Annotated in this window: 15 protein-coding genes, 1 tRNA gene and 1 pseudogene; 12 read left to right on the top strand and 5 right to left on the bottom strand. The window is 57.3% G+C overall.

All coding sequences use genetic code 11. The features are described from left to right. Positions 1-15: 15 nt before the first annotated feature. From FYJ63_RS04415 to FYJ63_RS04370, 10 genes are all read left to right on the top strand, one after another. On the top strand, positions 16-663 hold the full coding sequence (locus tag FYJ63_RS04415) for a potassium channel family protein (protein ID WP_154544156.1): 648 nt from the start codon (positions 16-18) through the stop codon (positions 661-663). Between the two features lie 249 nt (positions 664-912). Further along, complete coding sequence (locus FYJ63_RS04410) at positions 913-1,842, top strand: phosphate ABC transporter substrate-binding protein (RefSeq protein WP_154544276.1); 930 nt, start codon at positions 913-915, stop codon at positions 1,840-1,842. A 155-nt stretch (positions 1,843-1,997) separates the two neighbouring features. Continuing rightward, a complete protein-coding gene (gene pstC / locus FYJ63_RS04405; protein WP_287847703.1) occupies positions 1,998-3,029 on the top strand; it encodes a phosphate ABC transporter permease subunit PstC in 1,032 nt (343 codons plus the stop codon). Further along, entirely contained in the window at positions 3,026-4,072 is a 1,047-nt protein-coding gene (pstA, locus tag FYJ63_RS04400) for a phosphate ABC transporter permease PstA (RefSeq protein ID WP_154544154.1), read from the top strand. Before pstC ends, pstA begins: the two co-directional genes overlap by 4 nt. Then, positions 4,069-4,884 carry a phosphate ABC transporter ATP-binding protein PstB gene (gene pstB / locus FYJ63_RS04395; protein ID WP_154544152.1) on the top strand — a complete coding sequence of 272 codons (816 nt, stop codon included), beginning with the start codon at positions 4,069-4,071 and terminating at the stop codon, positions 4,882-4,884. Before pstA ends, pstB begins: the two co-directional genes overlap by 4 nt. 150 nt (positions 4,885-5,034) lie before the next feature. Beyond that, a complete protein-coding gene (gene phoU, locus FYJ63_RS04390) occupies positions 5,035-5,700 on the top strand; it encodes a phosphate signaling complex protein PhoU (RefSeq protein WP_277028512.1) in 666 nt (221 codons plus the stop codon). 97 nt (positions 5,701-5,797) lie between these two features. Further along, positions 5,798-6,478: a winged helix-turn-helix domain-containing protein gene (locus FYJ63_RS04385; RefSeq protein ID WP_287847699.1), complete on the top strand. Its 681-nt coding sequence runs from the start codon at positions 5,798-5,800 to the stop codon at positions 6,476-6,478. A 71-nt stretch (positions 6,479-6,549) separates the two neighbouring features. Next, positions 6,550-7,884, top strand: a complete 1,335-nt coding sequence (locus tag FYJ63_RS04380) for a sensor histidine kinase (protein ID WP_277028510.1) — start codon at positions 6,550-6,552, stop codon at positions 7,882-7,884. A gap of 124 nt (positions 7,885-8,008) precedes the next feature. Continuing rightward, on the top strand, positions 8,009-8,911 hold the full coding sequence (ypfJ, locus tag FYJ63_RS04375; RefSeq protein WP_338106820.1) for a KPN_02809 family neutral zinc metallopeptidase: 903 nt from the start codon (positions 8,009-8,011) through the stop codon (positions 8,909-8,911). 144 nt (positions 8,912-9,055) lie between these two features. Then, positions 9,056-9,128: transfer RNA gene (locus FYJ63_RS04370), tRNA-Ala, on the top strand. Positions 9,129-9,390: 262 nt separating this feature from the next. Here the strand turns inward: FYJ63_RS04370 and FYJ63_RS04365 are convergent. From FYJ63_RS04365 to FYJ63_RS11365, 3 genes and pseudogenes are all read right to left on the bottom strand, one after another. After that, positions 9,391-10,023, bottom strand: a complete 633-nt coding sequence (locus FYJ63_RS04365) for a histidine phosphatase family protein (RefSeq protein ID WP_154544148.1) — start codon at positions 10,021-10,023, stop codon at positions 9,391-9,393. A gap of 227 nt (positions 10,024-10,250) precedes the next feature. Further along, positions 10,251-10,605 (bottom strand): annotated as a pseudogene (rsfS, locus tag FYJ63_RS11430) (ribosome silencing factor); the annotation flags it as partial. Next, positions 10,602-11,786 carry a ligand-binding protein SH3 gene (locus FYJ63_RS11365; protein ID WP_268233704.1) on the bottom strand — a complete coding sequence of 395 codons (1,185 nt, stop codon included), beginning with the start codon at positions 11,784-11,786 and terminating at the stop codon, positions 10,602-10,604. The gene FYJ63_RS11365 and the pseudogene rsfS, both read right to left, overlap by 4 nt. A gap of 263 nt (positions 11,787-12,049) precedes the next feature. On the opposite strand from FYJ63_RS11365, the gene FYJ63_RS04350 reads away from it, so the two are divergent. Both FYJ63_RS04350 and FYJ63_RS04345 read left to right on the top strand, forming a co-directional pair. Further along, entirely contained in the window at positions 12,050-12,268 is a 219-nt protein-coding gene (locus tag FYJ63_RS04350) for a hypothetical protein (RefSeq protein ID WP_154544146.1), read from the top strand. Between the two features lie 314 nt (positions 12,269-12,582). Continuing rightward, on the top strand, positions 12,583-12,900 hold the full coding sequence (locus FYJ63_RS04345; protein ID WP_154544144.1) for a hypothetical protein: 318 nt from the start codon (positions 12,583-12,585) through the stop codon (positions 12,898-12,900). Positions 12,901-13,024: 124 nt separating this feature from the next. On the opposite strand, the gene nadD is transcribed toward FYJ63_RS04345, so the two are convergent. Together nadD and FYJ63_RS04335 are read right to left on the bottom strand one after the other, a co-directional pair. Further along, positions 13,025-13,741 carry a nicotinate-nucleotide adenylyltransferase gene (gene nadD, locus FYJ63_RS04340; RefSeq protein WP_154544142.1) on the bottom strand — a complete coding sequence of 239 codons (717 nt, stop codon included), beginning with the start codon at positions 13,739-13,741 and terminating at the stop codon, positions 13,025-13,027. A gap of 233 nt (positions 13,742-13,974) precedes the next feature. Further along, positions 13,975-15,378: a glutamate-5-semialdehyde dehydrogenase gene (locus tag FYJ63_RS04335; protein ID WP_154544140.1), complete on the bottom strand. Its 1,404-nt coding sequence runs from the start codon at positions 15,376-15,378 to the stop codon at positions 13,975-13,977. Between the last annotated feature and the right edge of the window lie 56 nt (positions 15,379-15,434).

The raw sequence follows: 15,434 nt of genomic DNA, 5'->3' as shown, positions 1-15,434 counted from the left end.
AATAAAGGAGAAGTTATGAATAAGAGTGTGGCAGTGATTGGGCTCGGACGCTTCGGCCTAGCCATGGCCCAGGAGCTAGAGGCCTCAGGCGTTGACGTTTTGGCGATTGATAAGAATCCGGAGGTCATCGCCAGCGCCGCGGAAACGCTGCGTCACGCCGTGAAAGCGGATGGGACGGATGCTGAGGTCCTCAAGCAGCTCGCCGTAGATCAGTTCACGACCGCCGTTGTGGCTATCGGCGGGGATCTAGCAGCCTCCATTCTGGCTGCCTCGGCGTTAATCACTTTGAACGGCTCCAAGATTTGGGCGAAGGCTTCGAGCCCCCAACAAGGTGAAATCTTCAAACAAATGGGGATTGACCGTATCTTTTACCCCGAATCCGACGGGGGACGGCGCGGGGCGCATCTCGTGGCCCAGTCTTGCGAAGATTACGTCGATCTCGGCCACGGTTTTGCCTTGGTCATCACCAATCCGGCCGACAAATATTGCCACGATACCCTCGGGGATTTAGATGTGCGACGCCGTGAAGGCTTCTCGATTGTGGCGATTCGGTCAGACAGCGGCGAGTGGGAGACCGCCCACGCCGGCACTGTGCTCAAGCCGCAAGATTCGATTATGGTGGTGGCTCCGACCAAGGTTATTGCCAAAGTTGCCCGCCGCTAACTTATTCAAACCATCTCACCCAAAATTTCCAACTAGCCCAGATTTCTTCGGTTTAAACCCTTGGAATCTGGGCAAATTGTTGATTTACCATTTTGGCCCCTCCCCGTTGGTAAAAGATAAAAGGAGGGCAAAATAAGGTAAAGACGGGGAAATTTACACAGATTTAACCCCCTGCCCCACCGTTTCTTAACAACCTTTCCCTAAAGTCACTCTGTGGGAGTGAAAGTTACGATGATGGAAAGGAAAATCATGAAAATCACTCGTTTTGGAATGCTGGCAGCCGCTGGCCTTATGTCTATGTCCCTGTTGACTGCCTGCTCCGGCGGAGCTGATCCGGCGGCGACCGATACTGCGGGCGCCTCCGAGACCCCGACCTCGACTCTTTCTGGCACCGTTACTGGTTCCGGTTCTTCCGCTCTGTTGCCTTTGGCTAAGGCTGCGGCTGAATCCTTTATGAAGGAAAACCCCGATGTCACCGTGACGATGAACGGTGGCGGCTCCGGTGAAGGCCTCAAGCAGGTCTCCGCTGGCTCGGTGCAAATCGGTAACTCCGACGTGTTCGCCGAAGAAAAATTGGACGCCACCCAGGCTGCTGAGTTGAAAGACCACAAGGTCTGCACCATCACCATGGCTCCGGTTGTCAACAAGGACCTTGGTTTGAAAGATCTCACGACCCAGCAGTTGACCGACATCTTCACGGGCAAGATCACCAACTGGAAGGACGCCGGCGGCCCGGATGAGAAGATTGTTCTCGTGACCCGCCCGTCTTCCTCCGGTACCCGTGCCTTGTTCAAGGAATGGGCTATCGGCGGACAGGAAGAGGCTTCCAACAAGTCTCTCGAGACCGACGACTCCGGGACCTTGCTGACCACCGTGCAGCAGAACAAGGGCGCTATCGGCTACGTGGCTCTGTCCTACCTCGTTGACAAGACCGATGTCCAGGCGGTTTCCATTGACGGTGTCGAGCCGACCTTGGAAAACACCTACAACGGCAAGTACAAGGTGTGGGGCTACGAGCACATGTACACCAAGGGCGAGCCGGATGAAGTTACCCAGGCTTTCCTGGACTTCATGATGGGCGACAAGTTCGCTGCCGACCTCGAGAAGATGGGCTACGGCGTGTCTTCCAAGATGAGCGCGGAGGCAACCGCTTCGCACCCCGATCCGGCTGCTAAGTAACCGAGGATATTTCTAAGCAAATGTCTTTGACGGTTACCCCAAATGTACTTGCAATTTTGCCAAGTAAAATTGCGTGCCGTGTCCTCGGTCCCAGCAATGCTCGCGCAAGCGTGGCATTGCGTTCGACCTGCGTCACGGTGCGGGAGCCTGAATCTGTGAGCGAGAAAACTGGATTGTCCTCGGAATCCACAACTTCCCTCCAGAATTCAGCGCTCCCGCCCGCGCCTCCCGCCGCGGCTTCTTCGGCTAAACATCCGGAGAGGCCGCGGCCGGAATCCGCTACTGCCGAGAAACGTTTCCGCTTGGCTGACAAAATCGGAAAATACTCTGTGCTGCTAGCTGGCTTATTCCTGATTGTTTTGACCATTGCAATCGGTGCTTTTTTGCTTTATAAGGGTTCTGCCACCTTCACCACCTTCGGCCACTCGATTACCGAATTTCTTTTCTCCGGTGAATGGGCTCCGGTGGACACCCCGGATCTCACCCAGCGCGGATCAGTCGGCGCCGCCATCTTCATCCTGGGCTCCTTGATGACCTGTTTGTTGGGCTTGGCGATTGCGACCCCCTTCGCTATTGGTGCCGCCGTTTTCATCACGGAAATCGCGCCGGTGGCGGGAGAACGCTTGTTCCGCCCTGCGGTGGAGCTCTTCTTGGGGATCCCTTCCGTGGTTTACGGCTGGATTGGTCTCACCGTGCTGGTGCCCTTCATTCGCGATGTGTTCCACGCCCCTCTCGGCGGTTACTCCGTTTTGGCTGCTGGCATCGTCTTGGCAGTAATGATCTTCCCGACCATTACTACCGTCGCGGCCGACTCCATCACCGCGGTTCCCTATGACTTTAGGGAAGCGGCCTACGGCCTGGGTTCTACCAGGTGGCAGTCGATTTACCACATTGTGCTTCCGGCCGCGAAGCGCGGGATTCTTACCGGTATCATCCTGGGTCTCGCCCGAGCCTTTGGTGAGGCGCTGGCCGTTGCGATGGTTATCGGGAAAACCCGGGCTTTCCCCGCGGATATCCTCTCCCCCACCAGCTCGCTGACGACAGCGATTACGGCCGATATGGGGAACACCACCAATGGTGGTGAGCACAACTCGGCTTTGTGGACCATGGCCCTGTTGCTGTTCATCATCTCGATGTTCTTCATTTTCGTTATCCACTTGATTGCCGGAGGGAAGAAAGAGAAATGACAACTGTAGCACCTGAAATTCATGGGAAAGCTGGCCTGTCTCAGTCCATGGAGATGCGCATCAAGCGCGCTAAACAAGTTAACGCCCTGATGACCGGCGTTTTTGCCGGAATCGGCGGATTCTTCCTGTTCCTGGTCATAGCCTTGGCCGCCTACATCGTGATTCGCGGCGCCATGAGCTTTGACCCGAACTTCCTCACCTTCACCTCCAAGGGCATCATGAACCAAGTGTTCAACACGATTTACCTCGTGTTCCTGTCCCTGATTGTGTCGGTGGCTCTCGGCGTGCCTGCCGGTATCTACATGGCTGAATACGCTCCGGAAAACCGGCTCACCGGCTTTATCCGGATTTCGATCGAGTCCCTGTCCTCCCTGCCTTCTATCGTGGTCGGTTTGTTCGGCTACTTGGTGTTCATCCTCATGGTGGGTCAACAGTGGAACTTGCTGGCCGGCGCCTTGGCGGTTTCCATCTTGAACCTGCCCTTGGTGACCACCGAAACCGAGGCGGCCATCCGCGCGCTCCCCAAGGACATGACCTACGGGTCGGCGGCTCTGGGCGCGACCCACTGGACCACCATCACCCGCGTGCTTTTGCCCGCCGCCCTGCCGCACTTGATGACCGGCGTGGTTTTGGCCGCGGAACGTGGTTTCGGCGAGGCTGCCGCCTTGCTTTACACCGCCGGTATGTCCACCAACATCAACTGGGCTTCCACGGATATTACCTCTCCGACCAACCCCTTCAACCCGATGCGTCCCGGCGAGACCCTGTCTTTGCACGTGTGGGCCATGCGGACCGAAGCAGTAGAACCAAACGCGGTCGATATCGCGAACTTCTCCGCTGCGGTTCTCGTCTTGATCGCCTTGGCGTTTTCCGTTTTGGCGCGTTACATCACCAAGCGGGTTCACGCTTCGATGGCGGGGTTGTCCCACAAGACCAAGCGGAACAAGAAGGGAGCCGTGGAGGAGCCCGCAGTTAGCGAGGAAACCATCACCGCCTCCAACTTCACCGATCGTTTCCATGACAATAAGAAGGAAGACCAATGAGTACTGATACCACCACTTTGACCGCCCCATCACCCGGGGCAACCGACACCGTATTGAATGGCAAGCCCAAGTTTTCGGTCAACAATTTGCATCTGCATTACGGAGACTTCGAGGCCTTGAAGGACGTCAATATCGACATCACCGCGAACAAGGTGACGGCCTTGATTGGCCCATCCGGCTGCGGTAAATCGACATTTTTGAAGACCCTCAACCGGATGAACGACCTGGTGAAGGACGTGCATATTGATGGGGAAGTCAAACTTGATGACGCCAAGATTTTTGAAGACATGGACGCGATTGCGCTGCGCAAGCGCGTCGGGATGGTGTTCCAGCAGCCGAACCCCTTCCCCAAGTCGGTGTTCGACAATATCGCTTACGGTCCGCGCATTAACGGCATCCGCAACAAGCATGACCTCGCCGACATTGTCGAGAAGTCACTGCGTCAGGCCGCGATTTGGGACGAGTTGAAAGACCGCCTCCACAAGTCGGCTATCGGGCTCTCGGGTGGTCAACAGCAGCGCCTGTGCATCGCCCGCGCGCTCGCCACCGAACCGGAAGTCATCTTGATGGACGAGCCCACCTCCGCTCTCGACCCGATTTCGACGACAAAGATTGAGGACTTGGCTGTCGAGCTCGCGAAGGAGTACACGATTGTTATCGTGACCCACAATATGCAGCAGGCCTCGCGTATCGCTGACAACACCGCGTTCTTCCTTTTGGGCGAGCTAGTGGAATACAACGACACCGAGACGTTGTTCTCCGTTCCTGCAGACAAACGCACCGAAGACTACATCACCGGGCGTTTTAGCTGATTTTGCACGATGCAAAATCAGCTAAAACGCAGCACGGTGGCATCAGCGGAGCCGAAAGAGCCACCGCGCAAACAGTGCGAAGCGGTTAAACGACGGCAACGATTTGCCGTCGTCCGCGGAGCCCCTTACAAATTGCGAAGGATTTAACAAGTGAGAAATCGATTTGATAGGCAGCTTGCCGACTTGAACCGCCAGCTCATCGACATGGGTGAGCTGTGCGAGATTGCTATCGCCCAGGCGACTTCTGCGTTGAAAAACGGGGATGAGGAGGCCGCCAAGGACGTAATCCTCTCTGACGCTCGCATCGACCAGATGGAGCGCGACATTGAGCATCTGTGTCTGAAACTCTTGTTGCAGCAGCAACCCGTGGCGAAAGACCTCCGGATGGTTTCAGCCGCTTTGAAGATGATCACGGATATGGAACGGATTGGTGACCAGGCCGCCGATATCGCGGAGATTGTGAAGTCCGCGGACACCTCCCTGGTGCGCGGGTTCCCCCAGATTCTCGAGATGAGCCAGAAAACCACGGAAATGGTTGCTGACTCCATCAAGGCCTTTGTGGAACGCGACCTCAGCCTCGCCGGAGGGGTTCGCGCCAAGGACGACATGGTTGATGAACGCTTCATGCAGCTTCGTAAAGGGCTCATCGAGTTCATTCTTCACGCCGACGAGTCAGACGCCCAGAAAGCCATCGATTTGATCATGATTGGGAAATATTTGGAGCGCATTGGTGACCATGCCACGAATATTTCCGAGTGGGTAGAGTATTCGATTACGGGAGTTCACGATGGTCCTTTCGACACTAAGCCGGTCTGAAGCGAGGTCGGCGACGAGCCCCGTGAATTCCACTACGACCTCGGCAGAAACCGCCGATAATTCGGTAAAAACTCCGGAAACAGGCCATAATGGAAAAGTGATATATTTCGTCGAGGATGACCGCAACATCCGCGATCTCGTGGTCTACACTTTGAGCACGACCGGTTTTGAAGCGCGTGGATGCGAAGATGACAAGGCTTTTCGCGTCGCCATGGGAGACGCCGTCCCCGAATTGGTTTTGCTGGACATTATGCTTCCGGGAACCGATGGCATCCAGATTCTGCGGCGGATGAAGGCCAATCCCGCCACGGCGAGTATCCCGATCATTATGGTTACGGCTAAAGGAGCCGAGTTCGACAAGGTGAAGTCCTTGGATCTCGGGGCTGATGACTATGTCACGAAACCCTTCGGGATGATGGAACTCGTCAGTCGAGTTCGCGCCGTGTTGCGCCGGACTTCCCGTCCGGTGGTGGAGAGTTCGGATGAGGAGATTCTCACGGTTGGTAACATCACTCTGAATCTCCCCCGCCACGCGGTGTCGGTCAATGGCGAGAATGTGGTGCTCACTTTGAAGGAGTACCAGCTCCTCGAGGAGCTCATGAGTCAGCCGGGAATCCTCTTCTCCCGCGACCAATTGCTCGACTCCATCTGGGGTTATGCCTTCCACGGTGAGACCAGGACGGTGGATGTCCACATTCGGACGCTACGGAAAAAACTTGGAGACGGAGCCAAACACATTCAAACGGTTCGCGGAGTCGGGTATAAAGTAGCAGAATGAGTTTTCTCGCTTACAACACTTATTTGTATCTTGTAAGCGAGTAAATACTCACGGAGGGAGAACAACAGAGCGTGCGCAAGAAGATTCTCTTGGCCATGACCTTGGTCGCAGCCGTCGCACTCGTGCTTTCCTATCTCGGGATTATTGCCTTCTTCTACCAGCAAAACCGCTCCCATTTTGAGGATTCCCTCCACGATGAAGGGGTGCTCTTGGCTTTGGGCTTGGAAGGCCAATCCCCCGAACGGCGCCTGGAGATCCTGAAGCAATACCACGAGAAAACCCCGGTCACCCGTTTTACCCTGATTGCTCCTGATGGCAAAGTCATTTTCGATTCCGAGCACGACCCGAAAACCATGGAAAACCACAACAGTCGCCCCGAAATTGTCAATGCGCGGCTGAACGGAGACGGCTCAGCGATTCGGGATTCCGTGACGCTCAACACCGACATGTCCTACTATGCGAAGGCTCTCCCTGATGGAGAGGTCATTCGGGTTTCACGGGCCATGAAAACCATGTATGCCACGGTTTTGACCGGTCTGCCGGTGTTGTTGGGTATTGCCGCAGTGGTTTTCGGATTGGCCATGCTCCTGGCTCAGCGGCAGGCTCGGGTTCTTATCGATCCGTTGAATCACATCGACCTCAACCACCCTTTGAACCCCGAAAAACCGCTGTATCCCGAGTTTCGCCCCTTGCTGGAGCGTCTTGATGAACAGAACCAGGACAAAGAACTCGCCGCCAAGTCGCGCCAAGAGTTTTCCGCCAACGTCTCTCACGAGCTGAAAACCCCGCTGACCTCCATCTCCGGATACGCCGAAATCATCCGTGACGGGCTCGTCCAGCCCGAGGACATCCCCGGTTTCGCCGATAGGATTCATCAAGAGTCATCGCGCTTGTTGGCGCTGATTGGGGATATTATGGAATTGTCTCGGCTGGATGAATCCGGTCTCCCTCCCGATGCGACAGATGTCGATATCTTCGATATCTGTAAGGATGTGGTTTCTCGCCTCCAGCCGCGAGCTATGGAATTTTTTGTGGCCTTGAGTCTCTCCGGCACCCACGCCACCACCCGCGGGGTTTCGGTGTTACTCCACGAAATGGTCTACAACCTCGTTGATAACGCCGTGAAATACAATAAAGAGGGCGGGCACGTCAAGGTCTGGGCCGGCAGAACTCTGGATCACCCCCAGATTCGCGTGGAGGACGACGGAATCGGGATTTCCTTGGAGGACCAAGAACGCGTCTTTGAGCGCTTCTACCGCGTCGATAAGTCCCACTCCAAGGAGACCGGCGGAACCGGCCTGGGTCTTTCGATTGTGAAACACACCGCTATCTTGCACCATGCGGAGATTACGGTGAACTCCGAGGTCGGGGTGGGGACCCGCATCGATGTGACTTTCCCCACTTAACCCATCTAACCTGTCGAGAGCGATAAAGAGATAATTATTTAGTAACGTTTAAGCACTTATCAAAGGCAGATTTCGGTTTCCACACGATAGAGTTTCACTAAAACCGTGCTAGCAAGGAGAGTCCGTGAGCTTTAACGACAATGTTACTCTCGATACTTCCGGAGTAAATCGCCAGGTGGGAGGACACCGTGGCCTGAAAATTGGCGGAGGCGTGTCGGGGTTCGGCATCGCCGCCGCGATTTTATATTTCGCTTTGACCGGTAATATCAACCCCTCACTGCTGTCTCTAGGATCCGATGGGGGCGCTGGGGTTCAACAAGGGAAAACCGTAGATATAGCCGCCCAGTGCCAGACCGGCGCTGACGCGAATACGGATCCGTACTGTCGCATGGTGGCGGGGAAGAACTCTTTGGATACCTTCTGGAGCAAGGATCTTCCAGCGGAGACTGATACGACATACCAGTCGGCAGGTTTGACCCTCTATGATGGGGCAACCTTCACGGCCTGCGGAACAGGGACTTCCGACATGGGGCCGTTCTACTGCCCGGGGGACGGTACGGTTTATATGGACGTGACTTTCTTTGACAAATTGCAGTCCATGGGGGCGGAAAACACTTCCCTGGCGCAACTCTATATTCTGGCACACGAATGGGGCCACCACATCCAAAACCAGCTCGGGATTTTGTCCCAGATGAATCGCGATGACCTGGGGCCAAATGGGGATATGGTTCGCTCGGAGTTGCAGGCGGATTGTCTCGCGGGGGCGTGGATCAACAATGCTTCTTCAACGATTGACGCCGACACTGGGCAGGCCTATCTGAAGCGGCCCACGCAGGCTGAGCTTTCTTCGGCGCTGGCGGCGGCCTCGGCAGTGGGGGATGACACGATTTATGAAAACGCCGGAATGAAGGCGAATCCGGACAATTTTTCTCACGGCTCGGCCGAGAAACGCATGCAGTGGCTAAACACGGGGATTCAGGGCGGCACGATTGCGGCTTGCAACACGTGGGATGTGGCTCAGCCGTAGTTTGTACTGGCGGGTGCTTCCGTAACTCAGGTGATTTTGGGGGTTGCTGCCATATATGGCAGTGATGGCCAAAATTGCAAGAGTTACAGAGCCCACCTTGATTTGCTTGGAGACCCAGCCAATCGGTATACTTGTTAGGCACTCGGGGCATTGGCGCAGTTGGTAGCGCGCTTCCATGGCATGGAAGAGGTCAGGGGTTCGAATCCCCTATGCTCCACATTTATGTGAAAGAAGACGGGATTGTCCCGTCTTCTTTCATTTTGAGTAATGCTCGGATTTCTCCAGTCTCAGCGCAGGGGTGTGCACGAATGTACGGCCTAAGCCCACAAAGCCTCTTCTCCCGAAACTTCAAAACGCCAAGACCAGCGCAAACGTTTAAACTCTCAGCCGACGAATCCCGGCCACACCGGTCAGGCCGTACATTCGTGTACACTTCCGCGGTTTTCACTCCACGGCCCCATCTTGCAGAAAAAGAGATTTCACCTAATCGCCGTGTCTTCGGCGCCGAGGTTGTAGCCCATAATCCGCCAACCGGGCTTGCGATTCGAGGACTGCAGGACGGCCCAGTGGCAGTTGTCGAGACCGTGAATCCCGAACCAGTCGCTCGGGTCAATGCCGAGCATCGCCGTTACGCCCTGGGTACAGGCCGAACCGTGGGACACCAAGAGCATCGTCTCGCCATCGACTATTCGTCCGGCGTGCTCCCGCCAGGATTCCGCGACCCGCTCCCCCACTTCACGGCGCAGTTCCACTCCGGTCCGCTCTGGGTTCGGATCTCCCCAATCCCGCCAAGACGTGAAATCCTCGGGCCAACCGGCCTGGATTTCCTCAGCAGTCAAGCCTTCCCAGCTCCCGAAATTGCGTTCTTTCAAGCGTTCATCAAGTTCCACCGCCATCCCCAGGCGCCGCGCCACTGTCTCGGCGGTTTCCCGTGCCCGTCCGAGAGGGGAAGCCACAATTCGGGAAATCGGCAAGCCCGCCAAAACGGACGCGGCTGCCTCTGCCTGGGCCCGCCCGCGTTCATTCAAGGGAATATCGACCTGGCCCTGCACCCGTCGCCCCAGGTTGTAGTCAGTTTGACCGTGGCGCCAGATAATGAGAGTTTTCGACATTTTCACCTCGAAGTTTCTATCGGTTCAATAATTGTCATCCAAAAAGTCCAGCGGTGAAACCGGTTTTGGCTCGCTAGAATCGCCTGTTTCCACTTCAGCAAACGGCATGGCCTTTGCTGAATCCGCTTCGTCCGGCCCCGCGCCCTGAACGACACTTTCCGCATCCTCACCCGCAGTGACCTGACCCGCCGCCACCGCCTCAGCCCGCGCTTTCAAAGCCAAGTCGGGATCGGGAATCTCCACGACCGGCGCGTCCGCCCAGAGTCGCTCCAACGCGTAGAACTGGCGGTCTTCTTCGTGCTGAACGTGGACTACCAGCGAACCATAATCGAGCAAAACCCAGCGCGCCTCCTGGAAACCCTCGCGGCGCAGCAGTTTCACCCCGTGACGGGTCAAGACTTCATCAATGGCATCCACGATGGCTCTCACCTGGCGTTCGTTCGCGCCAGATGCCAGCAAGAACATATCGGTCAAAACCAGGCGCTCGGACACATCAAGGGCGAGAACCTCGGTGGCTTTCTTTTCTTTGGCAGCCTGACCGGCCAAGATTGCTAGTTCGATTGCTTGCGGATCAGCGCTCATACCACTCCTGTAGACCCACTTCGGGGGATTTCTCTTCTGTCATCAAGACCTATATCGTAATCTACCCTCGCGCCCGCGGTAACGACGGGTTGAGTTCCGGTGGCGGTTTCCAAGGTCGCGGATCGATCCAGCGCGAAGACGAGAACCATCACTACTGCCACGGTTACCAGCACCACGAGCGCCCAGCGGGCGGCCTGACCAACCATCAAGAGCGTCTCGCCCCAACGGCCCGACTTGCGAATCAAGCGTTCCGTGAAGGTCTCTTCAAACTCATCCCAATCGATGTCTTCGAGCTCTTCATCGGTAAGGTCTTCACCGCTGCGTTCCGCGCGCGACTTGATGGCCTCGATTTCTGCCTGGTGGGAGGCTTCCTCGGCCTTACGCAGTTCCTGAATCTGGCGAGCCTCCATCGCTTCGAGGCTTTCCCGAACTGAAGAACGCGGCTGTTGCATTCCAAAGGGGCTCCGCGGCGGGTAGCGCAACGGCATCCCGTAGGGGCCGGGGCGTCCCCAGCCGTAGGGCATGGGAGGGTATCCGGACATTCCCGGGGCTCCTGGCATTCCAGGCATGCCCGGCATAGGCATTCCAGGCATGCCCGGCATAGGCATTCCAGGCATGGGCATTCCGGGCATTCCCTGCATCCCCGGCATTCCGCCTCTCCCGAGGGGCATTCCTGGTGTCCCCGACATCCCGTGCGCCCCGGGAACTCCAGGCATACCTGGCATTCCGGGCTGGGGCCTGCCAGGGTATCCGGGCGCACCGGCCATGGCTGAATACTGCTGGTTTTGTCCGGGCATCCCCTGCGTCGTCGGCTTCGCCGCCGAGGCTCCTGGAGATACGGGTCGATCCGGCAGATTCGGTTGTCCTTGGAGACTGACTGCTGTCGGCTGGGGCGAGGTAATCCTCACCTCGTTCGGGGCGGAAGGCGGGTTTAAAGGCAGGGCGCCATTGTGGGCGCTTGTCGCCTCCGCACTCCCAACGCCGGGAAGTCGCACCGCCATTTGCGGTTGTGGATTCACCGGCGCAGAACCGGGAAGTTTCACGGAAGTAAATCCTGGAACCGAGTCGGCAGGAGCCCCGGGGTTGCGAGCTCCACTGGGCGGTACCGGACGCGACTGCGCTGGTGGGGTCAGCAATGTCTGCTGGCCAGGGGTTGGAGCCATAGCGCTTGGCGAAGGCATGCCGGTCTTGCCACCTTGAACCTCGCCTGGTTCTGTAATACTCGGTTGCGCGTTGGGACTATTCAGCAAAGGGCGCGGAGTCTGGGCACCTTGGTTTGCTGGGGATTTTGCCACAAGCGGCGGTTTCGCAATGGGGCTTCCCGCAGCAGGAGGGTTGGCCAACTGAGACGGTTGTTTTGCAGTTTGAGTAGGCTGAACCGATGGCGCCAGTTTAGCCTGTGGCTCCGACTGAGCCGGTCGCTGCACGAATTGACCCGCCTGCGATGACTGGGCTGGTTGTGGCGCGGGGCGCGCTGGCTGAGCCGACTGGCCCGGTTGCGCGGGCTGACCCGGTTGAGACTGTGGCGCTGGCTGCAAGGGCTGATGTGGTTGCGCTGGTCGAGCCGAATTACGGGGTTCTACCTTGGGCGCAGCATTCGTCGAAGAAAGCGGTTTCGAAGGCCTTGGCGCCTGGGTCTGGCCAGTCGGGCGAGGCTGCGTAGTTGGTTGGGATTGGCCAGTCGGGCTGGGATGGGTTACCGCTTGGGATTCACCGGTCGGCCTAGCGGGCGACGATTTCGGCTGAGCCGAGCCAGGCTGCGGGGGAAATTTCACAGGTCGCGGAGTCAAGCGCACGGGTTTCGGCGGATTACTGGCGGACGGAGCGCTAGGGGTCGGGGGGCTGCTGTGTCTCGGAGTATCCGGGGACGCGGCAGCACCTGGCTTGGAAGAATTGGGCGAGGCTAAATTGGGCGAGGTCGGGCTAGTCCCTTGAAGGGAGGTGGTAGATCCCGCAGTAGACAGCGGCTGAGCCGGAATGGCCTTTGCTGAACTCGGAGGCACCGCTGCTTGCGGACCAACCGGCTCCCTCATCGGAGCGACTTTCGGAATCATCGCTGTGGTGGAAGGGGGAATCGGGACGCTCGGAGTCTGTAACTGGGCTACCGGACTCGATTTCGGCTTATTGGCAACCGGAACCTCCGGTTTTTCCGGAACGATAGGCTCGGTACCGCGAACCACCACCGGATTCACCCCCGGGAGAGCCGGACCTGTGAGGCTCTCCGCCTTGGCCTTCCCCACAACCGGAATCATGCCGGTCATTTCTCCGGTGGGGTCAACTCCGCGAACCGCGTGAGCGGTATGGGGAACTTTCAAGCGCGGCACTCCGGCATTAGACAGCACTTGACCAGGTCGGGGAGCATTTTCCCCCAGACCTAGTACATCTGGCTTGCCTTGCGGCGAAGCTGAATTCTTTCCGTTCAAGTTCCCTCTCTTCGGCTAGGAAGAGCTTCGGTTACCTCGAGGTCTCCGGCTTCCCCGTCCGGCAACTGGCGATTGCCAGACTCGGAGTCACTGTAGAGACCATATTTAGCAATATATTGGACAACACCGTCTGGCACCAAGTACCACACCGGCTGATGCGATTTTACCCGAGACCGGCAGTCTGTGGAGCTGATTGCCATAGCCGGCACCTCGACTAGGGAGACATGCTCGGCAGGAAGCCCCGCCGGGTTGAAAGTCACGCCCGGGCGAGTGACCCCAACAAAGTGGGCGAGGTCAAAGAGTCTGTCGACGTCTTTCCACTTCATAATGTCAGCAATCGCGTCCGCTCCCGTGATGAAGAACAGTTCGGCATCTTGAAAAAGGGCGTGGAAATCTTTCAAGGTGTCAATCGTATAAGTCGTTGTTTCACGGTCAATATCCACGCGGGACACCGAAAACCTGGGGTTTGAAGCGGTGGCGATAACCGCCATGAGATAGCGGTGTTCCGCAGGAGTGACGGGGCGCCCCAGTTTGAAGGGCTGGACATAGGTGGGAACAAAAATGACTTGATCGAGTCCGAAAACCGCCTGGACTTCGGAGGCAGCCACCAGGTGACCGTGATGGATGGGGTCGAAGGTGCCGCCCATCACCCCGATTCGCTGGGTTCGATGTTTCGGACGAGCCCACAAACCCACGTCAAAACGTGTTTCCATGTTGGCCTTCTTCGCATCGGGGTTTTCGCTAACTTTTTCATAAATTATACCTGTAAAGCCTTTATTGTTGGTAAAACTTGGGGCTTGACCTTTGGAATTTTCGCCCCAGGAGTCGGGTCAAGGGTCCAAACCCATGAGAATTTGGCACGCACTGCCACTATGGCAGTGCGAGCCGTTTTCTCCTGGGTTAGGACCGAAGGCTGTGAAACGAGCTTTGCGGTCTGGCGAACCCGCTAGTCGCGAATATGACCTTGACCAGTGACGATTGATTTCTGGGTGGTGAGCGCTTCCATCCCCATGGGGCCGCGCGCGTGAAGTTTTTGGGTTGAAATCCCGATTTCCGCGCCGAAACCGAACACTCCGCCGTCGGTAAACCGCGTAGAGGCGTTAACCGAGACAACCGCAGAATCAATCGCAGCGGTGAAACGTTCAATCACCGCGGCATCCTGGGCGACAACCGCTTCGGTATGTCCGGAGGAATAGCGGATGATGTGGTCAATCGCTTCCTCGAGGTCAGTGACAACCCGAATCGCGAGATCGTAGTCGAGGTATTCCGTTTCCCAGTCCTCTTCGGTGGCGGGGATGATTTCGAGGTTTTGGGCCTCGGAGTTCGCGCTGGCCTTTGTTGAACCGGATTCGCGCTTCTTTTCACTCGGAAGACTAGTCGCCGCCCTGGCGTTGTAATCCGTCGCTACCTTTGCAGTCGCGTCGTCTCCGTGGAGCCGCACCCCCGCCGCGGCCAGATCCGGAAGCAAAGTTGAAAGAAACTCCGGGGCAACCTCTTGATGCACCAGTAGAGTCTCTGCCGCATTGCACACCCCGACCCGCTGGGTCTTCGCGTTCATCGTAATGTTCACGGCGTCATCAAGCTTGGCACTCCGGTCAACGTAGATGTGGCAGTTCCCAACGCCGGTCTCGATTACCGGCACTTTGGCGGTGTCAACGACCATCTGGATGAGGCTGGCCCCGCCGCGGGGAATCGCGAGGTCAACCAGGCCGCGCTGGGTGAGGACGGCTGCGACGGCCTCGTGGCCCATGTCATCAAGGGAGGTCACGGCATCTTCGGGGAGGCCTTGGGAGACTAGAGCGTCGCGAATGATTTTCACAAGTTCGCGGTTAGTGTCGCGCGCTGCCGAGCCCCCGCGGAGGATGACCGTGTTATTGGTTTTTAGCGCGAGGGCCGCGGCGTCAACAGTGACATTCGGGCGCGCCTCATAAATCATCGCTACGACCCCGACTGGGACGCGGAGTTGTTTGATTTTTAGGCCATTTTCGAGGGTTCTCCCCCACAGGATTTCGCCGACGGGGCTTTTGAGTGCCCTGATTTCGCGGGTGGCAGTGGCAAGGGCTTTGACGCGCTCGGGGTTGAGGGCGAGTCGGTCTTGGAGCCCCGGGGCCATGTCGTTAGCCTTCGCGCGTTCGAGGTCTTTAGCGTTTGCTTCAAGGATTGCCTCGGCGTTCGCTTCGAGCGCGCTCGCAATCGTTTCCAAGAGCTCGTTTAGCTTCGCTCCGGAGGCTTGCAGCATCGCGCGGCTCGCCACCTTTGACCGCGAGGCAATCTCTCGGACCTGGCTCTCCACTTCTGTCACGCTTCCCGAGCTTCCCGCGCTTCCCAAGTTTTCATTCGCTTTTCCCATAGCCAAACTCTAGCAAATGAGTCATGGGGACGTGCTTTTTGACTCATTTTGTTTCC

The organism is Mobiluncus porci (assembly GCF_009695935.1).
In the GTDB taxonomy this organism is placed as follows: domain Bacteria; phylum Actinomycetota; class Actinomycetes; order Actinomycetales; family Actinomycetaceae; genus Mobiluncus; species Mobiluncus porci.
This window is presented reverse-complemented; position numbering and strand designations above follow the sequence as displayed.

Excerpts from the sequence above, each read along its gene's own strand:
- FYJ63_RS04415 (WP_154544156.1), top strand. The coding sequence starts at position 16 with ATGAATAAGAGTGTGGCAGTGATTGGGCTCGGACGCTTCGGCCTAGCC.
- FYJ63_RS04410 (WP_154544276.1), top strand. The coding sequence starts at position 913 with ATGAAAATCACTCGTTTTGGAATGCTGGCAGCCGCTGGCCTTATGTCT.
- pstA (WP_154544154.1), top strand. The coding sequence starts at position 3,026 with ATGACAACTGTAGCACCTGAAATTCATGGGAAAGCTGGCCTGTCTCAG.
- pstB (WP_154544152.1), top strand. The coding sequence starts at position 4,069 with ATGAGTACTGATACCACCACTTTGACCGCCCCATCACCCGGGGCAACC.
- FYJ63_RS04365 (WP_154544148.1), bottom strand. The coding sequence starts at position 10,023 with ATGTCGAAAACTCTCATTATCTGGCGCCACGGTCAAACTGACTACAAC.
- FYJ63_RS11365 (WP_268233704.1), bottom strand. The coding sequence starts at position 11,786 with ATGCCTTCGCCAAGCGCTATGGCTCCAACCCCTGGCCAGCAGACATTG.
- FYJ63_RS04350 (WP_154544146.1), top strand. The coding sequence starts at position 12,050 with ATGACTGGGCTGGTTGTGGCGCGGGGCGCGCTGGCTGAGCCGACTGGC.
- FYJ63_RS04345 (WP_154544144.1), top strand. The coding sequence starts at position 12,583 with ATGGCCTTTGCTGAACTCGGAGGCACCGCTGCTTGCGGACCAACCGGC.
- nadD (WP_154544142.1), bottom strand. The coding sequence starts at position 13,741 with ATGGAAACACGTTTTGACGTGGGTTTGTGGGCTCGTCCGAAACATCGA.
- FYJ63_RS04335 (WP_154544140.1), bottom strand. The coding sequence starts at position 15,378 with ATGGGAAAAGCGAATGAAAACTTGGGAAGCGCGGGAAGCTCGGGAAGC.